Annotated in this window: 14 protein-coding genes; 9 read left to right on the forward strand and 5 right to left on the reverse strand. The window is 70.8% G+C overall.

All coding sequences use genetic code 11. The features are described 5' to 3' along the window. Positions 1-208: hypothetical protein (locus tag ABD999_RS39720; protein ID WP_345483162.1), on the reverse strand; the 208-nt coding region annotated here is incomplete at its 3' end. Positions 209-304: 96 nt separating this feature from the next. Between ABD999_RS39720 and ABD999_RS39725 the strand changes: the two genes are divergently transcribed. From ABD999_RS39725 to ABD999_RS39755, 7 genes are all read left to right on the forward strand, one after another. After that, the gene (locus tag ABD999_RS39725; protein ID WP_271280207.1) at positions 305-1549 is read left to right on the forward strand and encodes an RNA polymerase sigma factor; all 1245 of its coding nucleotides are present in this window, start codon (positions 305-307) and stop codon (positions 1547-1549) included. Between the two features lie 270 nt (positions 1550-1819). Then, the gene (locus tag ABD999_RS39730) at positions 1820-3148 is read left to right on the forward strand and encodes an ABC transporter substrate-binding protein (RefSeq protein WP_148032448.1); all 1329 of its coding nucleotides are present in this window, start codon (positions 1820-1822) and stop codon (positions 3146-3148) included. Positions 3149-3217: 69 nt separating this feature from the next. After that, positions 3218-4174, forward strand: a complete 957-nt coding sequence (locus tag ABD999_RS39735) for a carbohydrate ABC transporter permease (protein ID WP_148032449.1) — start codon at positions 3218-3220, stop codon at positions 4172-4174. Beyond that, positions 4171-5022, forward strand: coding sequence for a carbohydrate ABC transporter permease (locus ABD999_RS39740; protein WP_148032450.1), 852 nt, complete (start codon positions 4171-4173; stop codon positions 5020-5022). The genes ABD999_RS39735 and ABD999_RS39740 overlap by 4 nt, the downstream gene beginning before the upstream one ends. Continuing rightward, the gene (locus ABD999_RS39745) at positions 5019-6428 is read left to right on the forward strand and encodes a GH1 family beta-glucosidase (RefSeq protein WP_148032451.1); all 1410 of its coding nucleotides are present in this window, start codon (positions 5019-5021) and stop codon (positions 6426-6428) included. The genes ABD999_RS39740 and ABD999_RS39745 overlap by 4 nt, the downstream gene beginning before the upstream one ends. Then, positions 6409-7407 (forward strand): LacI family DNA-binding transcriptional regulator, encoded by a 999-nt coding sequence (locus ABD999_RS39750; protein WP_148032452.1) that lies wholly within the window; start codon positions 6409-6411, stop codon positions 7405-7407. The genes ABD999_RS39745 and ABD999_RS39750 overlap by 20 nt, the downstream gene beginning before the upstream one ends. A 63-nt stretch (positions 7408-7470) precedes the next feature. Beyond that, entirely contained in the window at positions 7471-8508 is a 1038-nt protein-coding gene (locus tag ABD999_RS39755; RefSeq protein WP_271280264.1) for a phosphotransferase family protein, read from the forward strand. Here ABD999_RS39755 and ABD999_RS39760 read toward each other — a convergent pair. Together ABD999_RS39760 and ABD999_RS39765 are read right to left on the reverse strand one after the other, a co-directional pair. After that, entirely contained in the window at positions 8452-10707 is a 2256-nt protein-coding gene (locus tag ABD999_RS39760) for a M64 family metallopeptidase (RefSeq protein ID WP_271280265.1), read from the reverse strand. The two genes, ABD999_RS39755 and ABD999_RS39760, sit on opposite strands and share 57 nt — an antisense overlap. A gap of 94 nt (positions 10708-10801) precedes the next feature. Continuing rightward, entirely contained in the window at positions 10802-11557 is a 756-nt protein-coding gene (locus ABD999_RS39765) for an anti-sigma factor (RefSeq protein WP_345483163.1), read from the reverse strand. Between the two features lie 154 nt (positions 11558-11711). On the opposite strand from ABD999_RS39765, the gene ABD999_RS39770 reads away from it, so the two are divergent. Further along, positions 11712-13046 carry a class II 3-deoxy-7-phosphoheptulonate synthase gene (locus ABD999_RS39770; protein ID WP_271280020.1) on the forward strand — a complete coding sequence of 445 codons (1335 nt, stop codon included), beginning with the start codon at positions 11712-11714 and terminating at the stop codon, positions 13044-13046. A gap of 91 nt (positions 13047-13137) precedes the next feature. Further along, a complete protein-coding gene (locus ABD999_RS39775) occupies positions 13138-13905 on the forward strand; it encodes an SAM-dependent methyltransferase (RefSeq protein ID WP_148032459.1) in 768 nt (255 codons plus the stop codon). A gap of 45 nt (positions 13906-13950) precedes the next feature. Here ABD999_RS39775 and trxA read toward each other — a convergent pair whose 3' ends face one another. Beyond that, the gene (gene trxA, locus ABD999_RS39780) at positions 13951-14325 is read right to left on the reverse strand and encodes a thioredoxin (protein ID WP_148032460.1); all 375 of its coding nucleotides are present in this window, start codon (positions 14323-14325) and stop codon (positions 13951-13953) included. A gap of 138 nt (positions 14326-14463) precedes the next feature. Continuing rightward, entirely contained in the window at positions 14464-16155 is a 1692-nt protein-coding gene (locus ABD999_RS39785) for an ExeM/NucH family extracellular endonuclease (protein ID WP_271280021.1), read from the reverse strand. Positions 16156-16182: the final 27 nt, after the last annotated feature.

Here is a 16182-nt window from a genome sequence, read left to right on the forward strand (position 1 = left end):
TCACCCCGGAGACCGCCGAGCGCGACAAAGCCCTCCGCGAGTCCCTGGAGACCAACCCCCCGAACGCCTGACGGCAGCCCCAGGGCGACCCCCCGCACGCCTGCCGGAAACGCGCCACCCACGCCCGGGCGGGCGTGCCGCCCTCAACCAGGGCGGCACGCCCGCCGTGGACGACCATCACCGCTTCAACCAGGAGCCCGGCGCACATGCCCGGGACGCCGCTCCTTCTTGAAAGCGTTTCTCGCTTCCCGCGCTGAGGTGAGTGCCGGGCATGTCCCGGACGGGGTGACCATACGATGGGCCCGTGACAGCTTCGGAGACGCATGGGGCCATCGAGGCCGTGTGGCGGATCGAGGCGGCGCGGCTGATCGCCGGGCTGGCCCGGCTGGTGCGCGACGTCGGCCTGGCCGAGGAGCTGGCACAGGACGCGCTGGTCGCGGCGCTGGAGCAGTGGCCCCGCGAGGGCGTGCCACGCAATCCGGGCGCCTGGCTGATGACCGTGGCCAAGCGCCGGGGCGTCGACCTGATCCGCCGCAGGGAACGCTACGAGCGCAAGCTCGCCGAGATCGGCCGCGCCCTGGAGGACGACCCCGGGCAGGAGCCGCCCGGCCCCGAGGAGATCGAGGACGACCTGCTGCGGCTGGTGTTCACCGCGTGCCATCCGGTGCTGTCCACCGAGGCCCGGGTGGCGCTGACGCTGCGGGTGCTGGGCGGCCTGTCCACCGACGAGATCGCGCGCGCGTTCCTGACGCCCGAGCCGACGGTGGCGCAGCGGATCGTCCGCGCGAAGCGGACCCTGGCCACGCGGAAGGTGCCGTTCGAGGTCCCCGCGGGCGAGGAGCTGGCCGGACGGCTGTCGTCCGTGCTGGAGGTCATCTACCTGATCTTCAACGAGGGCTACTCGGCCACCGCCGGCGACGACTGGATGCGGCCCGGCCTCTGCGAGGACGCGCTGCGCCTGGGCCGGGTGCTGGCCGGGCTGATGCCGAAGGAGCCCGAGGTGTTCGGTCTGGTGGCGCTCATGGAGATCCAGGCGTCCCGCTCGGCCGCCAGGCTGGGCCCGTCCGGCGAGCCGATCCTGCTGCTGGAGCAGAACCGCGCCCGGTGGGACCGGCTGCTCATCCGCCGCGGCCTGGCCGCGCTGGAGCGGGCCGAGGAACTGACAGACACCATGGGCCCGTACACGCTCCAGGCCGCCATCGCGGCCTGCCACGCCCGCGCGTTCACGCCCGGCGAGACCGACTGGGTCCGCATCGCCGACCTGTACGCGCGGCTCGCGGCCCTGTCCGGCTCGCCGGTGGTCGAGCTCAACCGCGCGGTGGCCCTGGCCATGGCGTACGGCCCCGAGGTGGGCCTGGAGCTGGTCGACCAGATCGCCGGCGAGCCGGCCATGCGGGACTACCACCTGCTGCCGGGCGTACGCGGCGACCTGCTGTTCAGACTGGGCCGGCTCGGCGAGGCCCGCGCCGAGTTCGAGCGCGCGGCCGCGCTGACCCGCAACGAGCGCGAACGCGTTCTCATGGAGGCGCGGGCCGCGGCCTGCCGGTGAGACGCCTCTGGTTCTGGTGCGCTTTTGTGCCGGTGTGCGGGAGAAACGGTGCCCGTGGGATGGGAGCGCTCCCAAGTAGCGCTTTGGGCGATATATCCCCGTACGGCTACTTCTAGGGTCACAAAATACCCCAGAGGTAACGGTTGAGTTTCGGGACGTTGACGCCTGGACGCGCTACGGGCACTCTTTGTGGGAGCGCTCCCAAAGACACTCCAATCGCGGGACTGTCGCGATGCACCTCCCAAGATCCACACCCAAGAGGGGTACGGTATGACGAACCACAAGCGCTTTGCAGTAACCGGAGTCCTGGTCACGGCCCTGGCCGCGATGACCGCCGCCTGTGGTGGCGGTGAGGCTCCGGCCCCCTCAGCCGATGCGAGCACGCCGGCGGAGCCCGTCACCATCAACGTGCACACCTTCGGCGGCGGCGAGAACTTCGGCTACGACGAGGCCGTGAAGAAGTGGAACGCCGAGCACCCGAACATCCAGGTCAAGTACTCGAACCTGACCGACAGGTTCGAAGACGTCTATCTGCCGCAGCTGCTCCAGCGCCTGCAGGCCGGCAGCGGCGCCGGTGACATCGTCGGCATCGACGAGGGCGCGATGGGCCTGATGGCCGCCCGCCCGCAGTTCTTCACCGACCTGGGCGAGTACGGCCTGCAGGACCGCAAGGCCGACTTCCCCGCGGCCAAGTGGGAGACGGGCGTCAACGCCGAGGGCAAGCTGTTCGCGCTGGGCACCGACATCGGCGGCATGACCATGTGCTACCGCAAGGACCTGTTCGAGAAGGCCGGGCTGCCGACCGACCGTGAGGAGGTCGCCAAGCTCTGGCCGACCTGGGACGCCTACCTCGAGGCCGGCAAGAAGTTCTCGGCCGCCGACACCGGCGCGAAGTGGATGGACGGCCCGAACACCATCTACAACGTGATCCTGTCGCAGGAGGCGCCGAAGAACGGCAACATCTCGTACTTCGACAAGGAGAACAACCTCGTCCTGGAGACGAACCCGGCCGTCAAGACCTCCTTCGACTGGGTGCAGAAGTTCAGCCAGCAGGGCCTGACGGCCAAGCTCCAGGCGTTCACCCCGCCGTGGAACAAGGCCATCAAGGGCGGCGACTTCGCCACCATGGGCTGCCCGTCGTGGATGCTCGGCGTGATCTCCGGCGCGGCCGGCGAGGAGAACAAGGGCAACTGGGACGTCGCCGCGGTGCCGGGCGGCACGGGCAACTGGGGCGGCTCGTGGCTGGCCGTCCCCAAGCAGACCAAGCACCCGAAGGAAGCCGCCGAGGTGCTCAACTACCTGACGGGCAAGGACGGCCACATCGCGGCCTTCAAGGAGGCGGGCGCCTTCCCGAGCTCCATCCCCGCCCAGCAGGACCCCGAGGTCGCGGGCCTCAAGAACGAGTACTTCAACGACGTGCCGACCGGCGAGATCTTCTCGGCCTCGGTCAAGGACCTGCAGCCGGTCTTCCTGGGTGAGAAGCACGCCCAGGTGAAGACCTCGGTGGAGAAGGTGCTGGAGGGCATGGACCAGGGCGCGGTGGGTTACGACGAGGCCTGGACGAAGTTCGTCGAGGCGGGCGTCAAGGCAGCGGGCTGACGCTCCCACTGGACCGGGTGGCGCCCGCTCCGGGCGGGCGCCACTCCCGATCTGGCTCGAAAGGCTTCCATGACTCTCCAACTCGCGCCGCCGCCCCGGCACGCGTCGCCCAGGCGGGCGAGGCCGAGCAGGCGGGCCGGGCGCTTCGACCTCAGGGGCATGCCCTACCTCCTGGTCTCGCCCTACTTCCTGCTGTTCGCCGTCTTCGGCGTCTTCCCTCTTCTCTACACCCTCTGGCTGTCGCTGCACGACGCCGAGCTGGCCGGCAAGCGGGAGTTCGCCGGCCTCGCGAACTACGCCGAACTGATCGCCGACGCGGAGTTCTGGAACGCGGTGTTCAACACGGTCGGCATGTTCGTGCTGGCCACCGTGCCGCAGATCATCATGGCCCTGGTGCTGGCCAACGCGCTGAACAAGCGCCTGCGCGGCAGGCTGCTGCTGCGCCTGGGCGTGCTGCTGCCGATGGTCACCTCGGTGGTCGCGGTGGCGGTCGTCTTCAGCCAGCTCTACAGCCGTGACTACGGCCTGTTCAACTGGATACTCGGGTTCGCCGGCATCGAGCCGATCGCCTGGCAGAACGAGAAGTGGTCCGCCTGGATCGCCATCGCCACCATGGTCGACTGGCGGTGGACCGGCTACAACGCGATCATCCTGCTCGCCGCCATGCAGACGATCCCCAAGGACCTGTACGAGGCCGCGGCCATCGACGGCGCCTCGGCGCGCCGGCAGTTCTGGCAGATCACGCTGCCGATGCTGCGGCCGACCATCGTGTTCGTCGTCTTCATCTCCACCATCGGCGGCCTGACGCTGTTCACCGAGCCGGTGATGTTCGAGGGCGAGCAGATGATGACCGGCGGCACCACCGGCCAGTACCAGACCGTGGCGATGTTCATCGTCGAGGCCGCCTTCCGCGGCGGGTTCGAGATCGGCTACGCCTCGGCCGCCGCCTGGCTGCTGTTCGTGCTGATCCTCTTCGGCACCATGATCAACTACTGGTTCACGCGCCGCATCGGGGGTGCACGATGACCACCAGGCAACCGGTCAACCGGCTGTGGGACGCGGGGGCTCTCACTAAGGTTGTGCTCGCCCTGGCGCTGCTGCTGTCGGCCTATCCCGTCTACTACATGTTCATCATGGCGACGCGGACCAACGACGACGCGCTCGACACCCCGCCGCCGATGTTGCCGGGCGGCCATCTGGGCGAAAACGTCGAGCGGCTGCTCGCCACCGAGGACGCCTACTTCCTCACCGGCCTCATCAACTCGGCGATCGTGGCGACGACGGTGACCGTGTCGGTGGTGTTCATCTCCACCCTGGCCGGCTTCGCCTTCTCCAAGCTGCGCTTCCGCGGCTCGAAGATCCTGCTCGGGCTGATCCTGGTCACCATGATGGTGCCGCTGCAGCAGATGGGCATCGTGCCGTTGTACGAGCTCATGGTGACGCTCGGCTGGACCGGCCAGCTCCAGGCGGTGATCCTGCCGTTCCTGGTCAACGGGTTCGGCGTGTTCATGATGACCCAGTACGCCTCCCAGGCGGTGCCGGACGAGCTGGTCGAGGCGGCCAGGGTCGACGGGGCGTCAACACTGGGCATCTATCGCAAGGTCATCCTGCCCGCGCTCCGGCCGGGCATGGCGGTGCTCGCGCTGCTGGTGTTCATGCAGACGTGGAACGAGTTCATGTGGCCGCTCATCGTGCTGCTGCCGGAGAACCCGGTGGTGCAGACCTCGATCGCGGCGCTGAACCAGGCCCACGGCACCGACTACGTGATGCTGTTCACCGGCACCGCCGCCTCGGTACTCCCTCTCTTCGTAGTTTTCGTACTGTTCGGCCGTCAGATCGTGGGCGGCCTGATGGAAGGTGCGGTCAAGGCGTGACGACTCAGGAGGAACAGACCCGCTCCGAGCTGCGATTCCCTACCGGGTTCGCGTGGGGCGCGGCAACCTCGGCCTATCAGATCGAGGGCGCGGTGACGGCGGACGGCCGCGGCACGTCGATCTGGGACACGTTCACCAAGACGCCGGGCAGGGTGGTGGGCGGCGAACACGCGGACGTCGCCATCGACCACTACAACCGCTACCGCGACGACGTACGGATCATGGCGGATCTGGGTCTGAGCGCCTACCGCTTCTCGGTGTCCTGGCCGCGCGTGCAGCCGGACGGATCCGGGGCCGTCAACCAGAAGGGGCTGGACTTCTACAAGCGCCTGGTCGACGAGCTGCTGTCGCACGGGATCGACCCGTGGCTGACGCTCTACCACTGGGACCTGCCGCAGGCCCTGGAGGACAGAGGCGGCTGGCCGGCCAGGGACACGGCGCTGCGCTTCGCCGACTACGCGGCGATCGTGCACGAAGCGCTGCACGACAGGGTGCACACGTGGAGCACCGTCAATGAGCCGTGGTGCGCGGCCTTCCTCGGATACGCCTCGGGTGAGCATGCTCCGGGACGCCGCGAGCCCGAGAACGCCATCCGGGCCGCGCACCACTTGAACCTCGCCCATGGACTAGGGGTCCAGGCCATGGGCGCGCGCCGGGTGGGAGGTTGCGTGAACCTTTACGCGATCACCCCGGCCACGGCCAGCGAGGCGGACCAGGACGCGGCACGTCGCATCGACGGGCTGCAGAACCGGTTCTTCCTCGACGCGCTGCTGACCGGCCGCTATCCGCAGGACGTCCTCGACGACCTGCGGATGGACCTGGCCTTCATCGAGGACGGCGACCTGAAGACCATCAACGCGCCGATCGACGTGCTGCTGGTCAACTACTACAGCCGGTTCACGGTGTCCGGGGCGCCGGGCGGCAGGGCCTCGGCGGCGGCGGCGCCGACCGACTCGGCCTCGCCCTGGGTGGGCAGCGAGCACGTCTCGTTCGTGAACGGCGGCCGCCCGGTCACCGCGATGGGCTGGGAGATCGACGAGGACGGCCTGGTGGAGGTGCTCGCCAGGGTGGCGCGCGACTACCCGCGGATCCCGCTGGTCGTCTCGGAGAACGGCGCCGCGTTCGAGGACGTCCTGGCCGACGGCCGGGTGCGCGACGAGGAGCGGCGGGCCTACTTCGAGGCCCACCTGGGCGCCTGCCGCGAGGCGATCGACGCCGGAGTGCCGCTGGAGGGCTATTTCGCCTGGTCGCTCATGGACAACTTCGAGTGGGCCTGGGGCTACGGCAAGCGCTTCGGCATCGTCCGGGTCGACTACGAGACGCAGGAGCGGCTGCCCAAGGACAGCGCGACATGGTATGCCGAGATCATCCGGCAGAATAGGAACCATGAACCGACCGACTCTTGAGGCAGTCGCCGCCCGGGCCGGGGTCGGCCGAGGCACGGTGTCGAGAGTCATCAACGGCTCCCCCAATGTGAGCCAGCGAGCGCGCGACGCGGTGCAGGCGGCGATCCAGGAGCTGGGCTACGTCCCCAACCGGGCGGCCCGCACCCTGGTGACCCGCCGCACCGACACCGTCGCGCTGGTCGTCTCCGAGTCCGAAGGCCGGCTCTTCGACGAGCCCTACTTCGCCGGCACGATCCGGGGCATCGGCTCGGCGCTGTCGGAGACCGGCCTGCAACTCCTGCTGGCCATGGCGCGCACCCCCCAGGAGCACGCCAGGCTGCAGCACTACCTGACGGGGCAGCACGTCGACGGCGTGCTGCTCCTGTCACTGCACGGCGCCGACCCGCTGCCGGGCAGGCTGGAGGCGATGGGCGTGCCGACCGTGCTGGGCGGCCGCCCCGTCGGCCTGTCCCCCTACAGCTACGTCGACATGGACAACAGGGCAGGGGCCCGGCAGGCGGTCAAACACCTGCTGGGCCTCGGCCGCACCCGCATCGCCGCCATCGCCGGCTCGCAGGACATGGGCGTGGGCGTCGACCGGCTGGCGGGCTACCGCGACGCGCTGCTGCCTTCCGGCTTTCCCGAGCTGGTCGCGTACGGCGACTTCTCCGAGGAGAGCGGGGAGGCGGCGATGGCCGAGCTGCTGGCCGCCCATCCCGACCTCGACGCGGTGTTCGCCGCCTCCGACCCGATGGCGCTGGGCGCGGTCCGGGTGCTGAAGGCGGCGGGCCGGGCGATCCCCGGCGACGTGGCGGTGATCGGGTTCGACGACTCGAAGGCCGCCCTGCACGCCGACCCGCCGCTGACGACCGTCCACCAGCCGACGGAGGCGATGGGCCGCCAGATGGCGCTGCTGCTGGTGGCCCGCATCAACGGCGAGGAGCTGCGCCAGCCGGTCGTGATCCTCGACACCCACCTGGTGCGGCGCGAGTCGGCCTGAGGCGCGGCCCGGAAAAGCGCGGATGGGCTTGGTACGGCGGGAGCCGGTCTGAGGAGGGCGCGGGTGGACAGCAGGACCAAGCGCCGCTTATCGCGGCAGGAGCTCGACGCGCTGGCCCGCAGGGCGCTCGGCGCGGGCGTGCTCGATCACGCCGAGCTGACCGACGGCTTCGCGAACGCGGTGTGGCGGCTGCGCCTGGACGACGGCCGCGACGTGGTCTGCAAGCTGTCGCCGCCGCCGGAGCTCGACCAGCTGAGCTACGAGCGCGATCTGCTGCGGACGGAGGCGGCGGCCTGCGAGCTGGCCGCGGCGGCGGGCGTGCCGGTGGCGGCGCTGCTGCGGGCCGGGTTCGACGACCCGGTGCTGGGCGGCGACTACCTCATGCTGGCGGCGCTCGACGGCGTCTCCTGGAACCACGTCTCACGGCACGACGGCGCCCTGGGCGAGGGCTCTCCGAAGGTCACGCCCGAGGACGAGGCGAGGCTCCGCCGCGAGCTGGGCCGCCTCCTGGCCCGGCTGAACGCGGTCACCGGCCCCGTGTTCGGCTACCCGCACGCCGGGATCACCGGCTCGACCTGGCGCGAGGCGTACCTCGCCATGGTCGACGCGCTGCTCGGCGACACCGTCCGCTACCCGACGGCGCTGCCCGCGCCGGTGCCGCGCATCCGCGCGCTGCTGGCGGCGGCCGCGCCCGCGCTCGACGAGGTGACCACGCCCCACCTGGTCCACTTCGACATCTGGCCGGGCAACGTGTTCCTGGACCTGTCGGGGCCGCCCCGCATCCAGGCGATCATCGACCACGAGCGGGCGTTCTGGGGCGACCCGCTGGCCGAGTTCATCACCCCGACGATCTTCGCCGAGCTGCGTGAGGACGACCCGCTGGTGGCGGGCTACCGTGAGGTGACCCCGTTCGAGCTCACCCCGGCCGCGCGCGTACGGCTCGACCTGTACCGGGCGTACCTCTACCTGATCCTGCTGGTGGAGAACGGCCCCCGGCAGTATCCGGAGGCCGAGTACGCCCGCGTGCGCGACCAGGCCACGGCCTCACTCGCCGAGGTGCTGGACCGCCTCGTACCTCTCGCCCCCGGCACCGTCGCGTAGCTCGCGGCACTGCCCGGCGCCCGCTCCGCGCAGCGCGTTGGGCACGCCCAGGTCGGCGGGCGCGGGCGTGTTGCCGGTGCAGGCGAGCGCGCCCCTGACGGTGCTGCCCGACAGGACCGGCGCGTCGTTCCCGGTGAGCAGGACGGCGCCGCGCACGTCGGCGGAGACGATGTGCAGCGAGCCGGTGCGGTCGGCGCTGAACGCGCCGTCCAGACGGGCGCCGAGCAGGTGCACGGCGGCGGCCTCCGACGCGGTGAGCGTGCCGGTGACGCGCCCGCCGGTGACCACGAGGGACGCGCCGCGCCCCACGACGACCGGGCCGGTCACGCGGGCGCCGTCCAGGCAGGTGACGCCGCCGGTGACGGCCAGCGGCCCGCGGTGCTCGCCGGTGATCGTGCGGGTGCAGGCGGGCGGCGGCGCGATCGTGGTGACGGTGAACTCCCCCGGCGCGCCGTGGTTGCCGGCCGCGTCGATCGAGCGGTACTCGACCGTGTGCCGGCCGCGCGGCAGCTTGCCGAAGACGAGGTGGTCGATGACGGTGCCGTCCTCGCTGAACGTCCACGGCAGCTCGGATGAGGTGGGCCAACCGAAGTAGTTGAACCAGCCGTCTCCGTCCACCCGTGACTCCGGCACCACGTGGCCGTCGCGGTCGTCGGCGCCGGTGAGCCGCATGGTGAACGGGCCGTTGTAGACGTAGGTGTCGCCCGCCCGGGCCAGCGGCTCCGACAGCTCGTAGGCGGTGGTGGGCGGGGTGGCGTCGACCGTCCAGGTGAGGGTGTCGCCGCCGAGCGAGGCGGTCAGCTCGTGGGCGCCGGCGCTCAGGGCGAGCGCGCCCAGGTCGAGGTCGGTGCCGGAGCCGCCGACGCGCTCGCCGTCGAGCCGCCAGGTGACCTCGGGCACGGTCGCGACCGGGTGGGTGGTCTCCACGTACACGACCTCGTCCCTGCCGACCGGCCGGTGCACCGGGGTGGAGGAGACGAACCCCGGCTCGACGCCGTCCGGCGGGGTGGTGAGCGAGGTGTCCACGGTCCAGGTACGGGTGCGCGTCATGGAGTCGCGGACGGCGGGGTCGCGGACGAAGTCCGTCGGGTCGGTGACCGTGGCGGTGACGGTGTGCGTGCCGGGGGCCAGGCCGAGGGTGCGCAGGTCGAGGGCGTCGCGGTCGCCGTCCAGTTCCTCGCCGTCGACCGTCCAGGTGGTGACCAGGCCGTGGCTGACGGGGCGCATCGGCTCGGCCCAGAGCACCCGGTCGGCGCCGACCGGGGCGCCGGTGGGCGTGGCGTCCTGGATGACCATGGTCTTGGCGGTGATCCGCTCGGTCATGACCTCGCGGCCGACCTGGTCGAAGTAATAGCCGAGGCTCTTCATGATCGAGTGGGCGCTGGGCCGCCACACGCCGGTGCCCGCGTACAGGCCGCCCTCGTAGCGGGCGATCGGGCCGCCCGACTCGCTGGGCTCGCCCAGCCAGCGCCACCACTTCGCGCGCCGGTCGAGCATCTCCCGCTCGGTCAGCAGCGTGTGATGGGCCGAGTCCGGCTCCCGGCCGGTGTATGGGCCGCCGGGGACACCGCGCTGGTAGTAGTCGTACTCGTCCTGCAGCCCGCCCAGCGAGTGGCCCAGCTCGTGCGGGCTGATCAGGGCGGACATGGCGTTGCTGCCGGAGGCGGTCGCGTACGCGCCGCCCGCTCCCCCGTACGTGCCGCTGTTGCCCAGGGCGAGGATCTGGCGGTTGGCGGAGGAGGTGCCGGTGACCAGGTTCGCGTAGCGGGTGGCGGCGGTGTTGTCCATGGTGATGAGGCGCTGGACGCTGCCGGGGTTGCAGCGGCCCCAGAATCCCATGCTGAGCGGGGTGGTCCTGCGCGGCGAGGACAGGCCGGGGTCGCAGCTGATGCCGGACTCGCCGGAGACGATGTCGATCCGGTAGACGTTCAGGTAGTTCCGGTAGGACTTGAACGGCTCGATGGACCACATCACGTTGAGGTGGCGGTCCACGTCCTGGCGGAACTTCTCCTGTTCCGCCCCGGTGTAGCCGTCTCCCATGACGATCAGGTTGAACCGCTTCTCCGGCGCGCCCGTCACCTGGACGGGCACCACGGTCGCCGCGCCCGGCTCCGCCGCGTCGGCGAGCACTCCTCCGGCCGGGGACACGCCCAGGACGGCGGCGGCGAGCATCATCACCAGCACCGCTAAGATCCGCATGCACCGCACTATCCGCCAGAAAACGCGTCTCGTCTTCACCTTTCATGGTCACAACTCGGGCTGGGGTTCCCCGCGGCCTGGGCGACGGTCCGGCTCAGGCCGCGGGAAGCTCGGCGAACAGGATGGGGCGGGTGGTCGGCCGGTCGGAGCCGCCCGCGGGCTCGACGGTGAGGCCGAGGCGGACGTCGTCGCGGAGGTCGGCGACGACGGGCGCGGTGAGGCCGTCCTCCCCCCGGTCGAGCAGCCCGGCCGGGCGGACGCCGTCCGGGTTCATCAGCCACAGAGCGTAGACCTTGGACGGCGGCAACTCCGGCATTCCCGATGAAGTGAACAGTATCCGTCCCCGCTCGCGGGAGACGACGGCGACGCCGGTGCCGCCCGAGGCGATGCGGTGCCGTACCGTACGGGCGTCCGGGGCGGCCAGGACGGCGGCCACCTCCGTGACCAGCGCGCCGTGCCCGGCCCGCAGGTCGCCCAGGTCGCGGCGGGCGTCGAAGGCGACCACGCCGAGCGCGACGGCGGCGGCCGCGGACACGGCGGCGAGCCCCGCCACCGCCTTGGCCCGCCACCCGCGCCGCGAGGAAAGGACGTCGGCACGCGGAGTCCGGTCCGCCGCCGGGCGGACCGTGTCGTGCCGCCGGTGGGCGGCGGTCAGGACGCGGGGGCGCAGGGAGGCGGGCGGCGGGGTGGCGACGGCGAGGGCCAGGCGGGCGGCCGTCTCCCGGAGGCGGCTCACCTCGGACGGGCAGGTGCGGCAGCTCGACAGGTGCTCCTCGAACGACGCCACGTCGGCCGGCGGCAACGCGTGCGCGGCGTAGGCGCCGGACAGGGCGTGGAGTTCGTCGTCCATGTCCACTCCCGAGGTGGTGAGAGGCGGCTCACACCCGGTGATTCGGGCGCTCGGCGCTCATGGATGCCGTCAAGCTTTGACCGCCTTCTCACAACGTGGACATGGAGGTCGGCCAGAGGGATCCGGTGGAATACCCTCGTATCTCGTGAGCGCATTGAGCAATTCGCTGAATCTCGATTCCTGGCGAGCCCTGTCCGCGGCCCAGCAGCCTGACTGGCCTGAGCGCGACGAGCTCGAGAAGGTCGTCGCCGAGCTCGGCGGCCTGCCCCCGCTGGTCTTCGCGGGAGAGTGTGACCAGCTCAAGGAGGAGCTGGCGGCCGTCACCCGGGGCGAGGCGTTCGTCCTGCAGGGCGGCGACTGCGCCGAGACGTTCGCCGGCGCCACGGCCGACAACGTGCGCAACAAGCTCAAGACGCTGCTGCAGATGGCGATCGTGCTCACCTACGCGGGCAAGGTGCCGGTGGTCAAGATCGGCCGGCTCGCCGGCCAGTTCGCCAAGCCGCGGTCCAAGGGCACCGAAGTGCGCGACGGCGTGGAGCTGCCCGCCTACCGGGGCGACATGGTCAACGGGTTCGACTTCACCCCCGAGTCGCGCAGGCCCGACCCGTGGCGGCTGCTCAAGGCCTACCACTCCTCGGCGGTGACGCTCAACCTCGCCCGGGCGTTCACCAAGGGCGGCTACGCCGACCTGCGCCAGGTGCACGCCTGGAACCAGGACTTCGTGGCCGGGTCGCCGGCCGGTCAGCGCTACGAGCGGCTGGCCCGCGAGATCGACCAGGCGCTGGCCTTCATGCGGGCCTGCGGGGCCGAGCCGGAGGAGTTCCAGTCGGTGGAGTTCTACTCCTCCCACGAGGCGCTGATCCTCGACTACGACCAGGCGCTCACCCGCATCGACTCGCGCACGGGCCTGCCCTACGACGTGTCGGCGCACATGGTCTGGATCGGCGAGCGCACCCGCCAGCTCGACGGCGCGCACGTGGAGTTCTTCTCCAGGATCCGCAACCCGATCGGCGTCAAGCTGGGCCCGTCCACCTCCCCTGACGACGCGCTGGCGCTGGTGGAGAAGCTCAACCCGGACAACGTGCCGGGGCGGCTCACGTTCGTCACGCGGATGGGCGCGTCCAAGATCCGCGAGCATCTGCCGCCGCTGGTCAAGGAGGTCACGGCCGCGGGCGCGCAGGTGGCCTGGGTGTGCGACCCGATGCACGGCAACACCTTCGAGGCCCCGAGCGGCCACAAGACCCGGCGCTTCGACAACGTGCTCGACGAGGTGGCCGGGTTCTTCGAGGTGCACCGCGCGCTCGGCACTCATCCTGGCGGCATCCACATCGAGTTCACCGGCGACGACGTGACCGAGTGCGTCGGCGGCGGCCACGAGATCGCCGAGGGCGACCTGGCGACCCGCTACGAGACGGCCTGCGACCCGCGGCTCAACCGGAGCCAGTCGCTCGATCTGGCCTTCCGGGTGGCCGAGCTGTACCGCGGCTGAGTAACTCTCACCTTTCCGGGCCATCGCCGAGCGGTGGCCCGGAACATCTTCTATGATCAGCGGCTAAAGGCCGGGAATATTGGGAGATGTGGTGGACAGAGCTCCAGATGGCGTCGATCCGAACGTGCCCAACGTCGCGAGGATGTACGACTACTACCTCGACGGCAAGGACAACTTCGCGGCGGATCGGGAGGCGGCCGAGCGCATCCTGAAGCTGTTCCCCAACACCAAGACCTCGGCCGCGGTCAACCGCGGTTTCCTGCGCAGGGCCGTACGCCTGGTGACCGAGAACGGTGTCGACCAGATCGTGGACCTGGGGGCGGGGTTGCCGACCCAGGGCAACACGCACGAGATCGCGGTGGGCTCGCGGGTGGTGTACGTCGACAACGACCCGGTGGTGTGCACGCACGGCCGGGCGCTGCTGGCGCGCGGCGACGACGTCGACTTCCTCCAGGGTGACGCGCGCAAGCCGGATGAGCTGCTGGAGCAGCTCAAGCCCTTGATCGATTTCGACCGGCCGGTCGCGTTCATGATGCTGACGATCCTCCACTTCCTGTCGGACGAGGAGGCGTTCGGGCTCATCGCCCGGCTGCGCGAGGTCAGCGTGCCCGGCAGCCACCTGGTGATCAGCCACGCGATCGACGACAACACCGATCTCACGCCGCAGGCGCTCGAGGTCTACAAGCAGTCCACGGCGGCGCTCAACCTGCGCACGCACGAGGAGATCCTGCGCTTCTTCGAGGGCTACGAGCTGCTGGAGCCCGGCCTGGTGGACCCGAAGGACTGGCGCCCGGACGACGAGCTGGCCGCCTCGGGACGGCGCAGCCCGGGATACGCGGGCGTCGGCCGCAAGGCCTAAAAAGCACGGCGGCCCCGCCCGAGGGCGGGGCCGTGCCGGAGTGGGTCAGTTCTTCTGGGCGTTCTTGAGCTCCTTGTCGAGCTCCGCCCTGATCTCGTCCATGTCGAGCGCGCGCACCTGACGGATCAGGTCGTCGAGGGCCGGCGCGGGAATGGCGCCGGGCTGCGCGAAGACCACGATGCCGTCGCGGATGGCCATCAGGGTCGGGATCGACCTGATCTCGAAGCCCTGCGCGAGCGCCTGCTCCTGGTCGGTGTCGATCTTGCCGAACGTGATGTCCTCGTGCTTCTCGGAGGCCTTCTCAAAGATCGGGCCGAACATCTTGCAAGGACCGCACCACTCCGCCCAGAAGTCGAGCAGGACGATCCCCTTGTCGGCGATGTCGTTGAAGTTGGTCTCGGTTACTTCGATGGTCGCCACAAGTGGCTCCTCTGACGTCGGTCCGCTTCCGGTGATTGTCTCCGTGACAACCACGTACCCCTCACCAGCATTCCATGCTCCGGGCCGGGCCGCGCGCACGCGGCCCGGCCAGGGGACGGGCACGGGGACGGGCGCGGGTCAGCGGCCGGGCAGGGTGAGGCCGACGACCAGGGGGTCGTGGTCGGAGGACCGGTAGGCGTCCGGCCGGTAGAGGTGCGGCGGGTTGAACTCGGTGTTGTAGTCGCGGATGCGCGGCTCGTCCGCGTTGACGTGCCAGATGGCCGCGCTGGTGACGCGCCTGAGCAGCTGCTTGCTCGCCATCATGTGGTCGAGCTCGCCGGCCAGCCCGTCGAAGAGGTAGCTGTAGCGCAGCGGGGCGGGCACGTACCGCTTGGTGAGGCTGGTGAGGCCGCCCGCTTCGAGGGCCTCGATCGGGTCCTCCTCGCCGTAGGCGTTGAGGTCGCCGAGCACCAGCGGGGCCGGCAGGTCCTCGATGAGGCCGAGCAGCGCCTGTGCCTGCGCCACCCGGGTGGGGTTCCAGCAGCCCTGGCCGTCGCCCTGGTCGGCGTCGGGCCCGCTGTCAGGGCAGGAGCCCTTGGACTTGAGGTGGTTGACCACCATCGTGAACGGCTGGCCGCCGTGCTTGCGACGGAAGCTCTGGACGAGCGGCGGGCGGCTGAACACCGGGTCCTCTGATGAGCGGGCCTGACCCACCGGGGTCAGCTTGCCCGGCTTGTAGATGAGCCCGACCTGGATCGCGTCGGTGCCCGGGTAGGGGTGGGTGAGAGCCGCGTACGTACCCGCGCCCATCTCGGCGTTGACCGCGTCGACCAGGGCCTGCAGGGCGGTCTGGCCGTTGTTCTCGACCTCCATGAGGCCGACGGCGTCGGCGTTGAGTCCCTTGAGCGCGGAGACGAGCTTGGCGAGCTGGCGCTGCTGCTCCTCGGCGGTGCTCGCGCCGCGCGAGCCGATCGTGGTGAACCAGTTGAGCGTGTTGAAGGAGGCCACCGTGACGTTGCCGATCATCGGGAACGGCCGGGGCAGGCGCGGGTTGGTGCTCTGGTAGCGGATCGGCTCGGTGGGTTGCAGCCGGTAGCGGTCGAAGCCGTAGCCGAGCACGCCGGTGATGCCGGTGGCGCTGTCCCCGGCGCGCACGACGGGCGGCAGCGTGGCCGGGTTCTGCTGGTTGGAGCCGTCGTCGACGAGCAGGGAGCGGCGGGCGTTGTCGTCGGCGGTCACGCCCGGCCGGTCGGTCGGCTGGAAGAGCCTGCCGCCGGAGGACAGCGTGACCTCACCGAAGCGGCCCAGGTTGTAGTTGTCGTTGACGGTCAGCCGCTGGGGGAAGGTGAGCAGCATGTTCTCCACCGGCTCCAGGTCGGCGCTGGGCAGCCGGTGGCGCTGTGGCGCGATGGAGCCGGTGCCGCACACGTCGACGGCGGTGACGGGCGACAGCTCGGTCCAGCCGTTGAACTCGATCGCCCGGCCGGTGACGAGCACGCGGTCGCCGACCTTGACGTCCTTGAAGGACTCGCGGGCGAAGGCGAACAGCGCGTCGGAGGTGGCCGGATCGGCGTCCGGCGTCGGGTCCTGCAGGAAGAAGCCGCTGAGCTGGTCGGTGCGCTGGAAGTCGGCGGTGACCACGCCCTCGACGCGGACGGTCTGCCCGGCGAGCGGGGTGGCGGCGCCGCTGCCCTGGACCTCGGCGATCTCCCGGTCGGGCGGGGTGTCGCAGGGGCCGGCGGGCGTCGCGGCGGCGGGGGCCGACAGGAGGCCGGCGGTGAGTGCGGCCGCGGTGATCGCGGCCCAGGAAGCCCGGGGTAAAGCATGCATAAGCCGCACTCTAGAGCCAGGGTCCGT

The sequence above is a fragment of the Nonomuraea ferruginea genome (assembly GCF_039540635.1).
Lineage (GTDB): Bacteria > Actinomycetota > Actinomycetes > Streptosporangiales > Streptosporangiaceae > Nonomuraea > Nonomuraea ferruginea.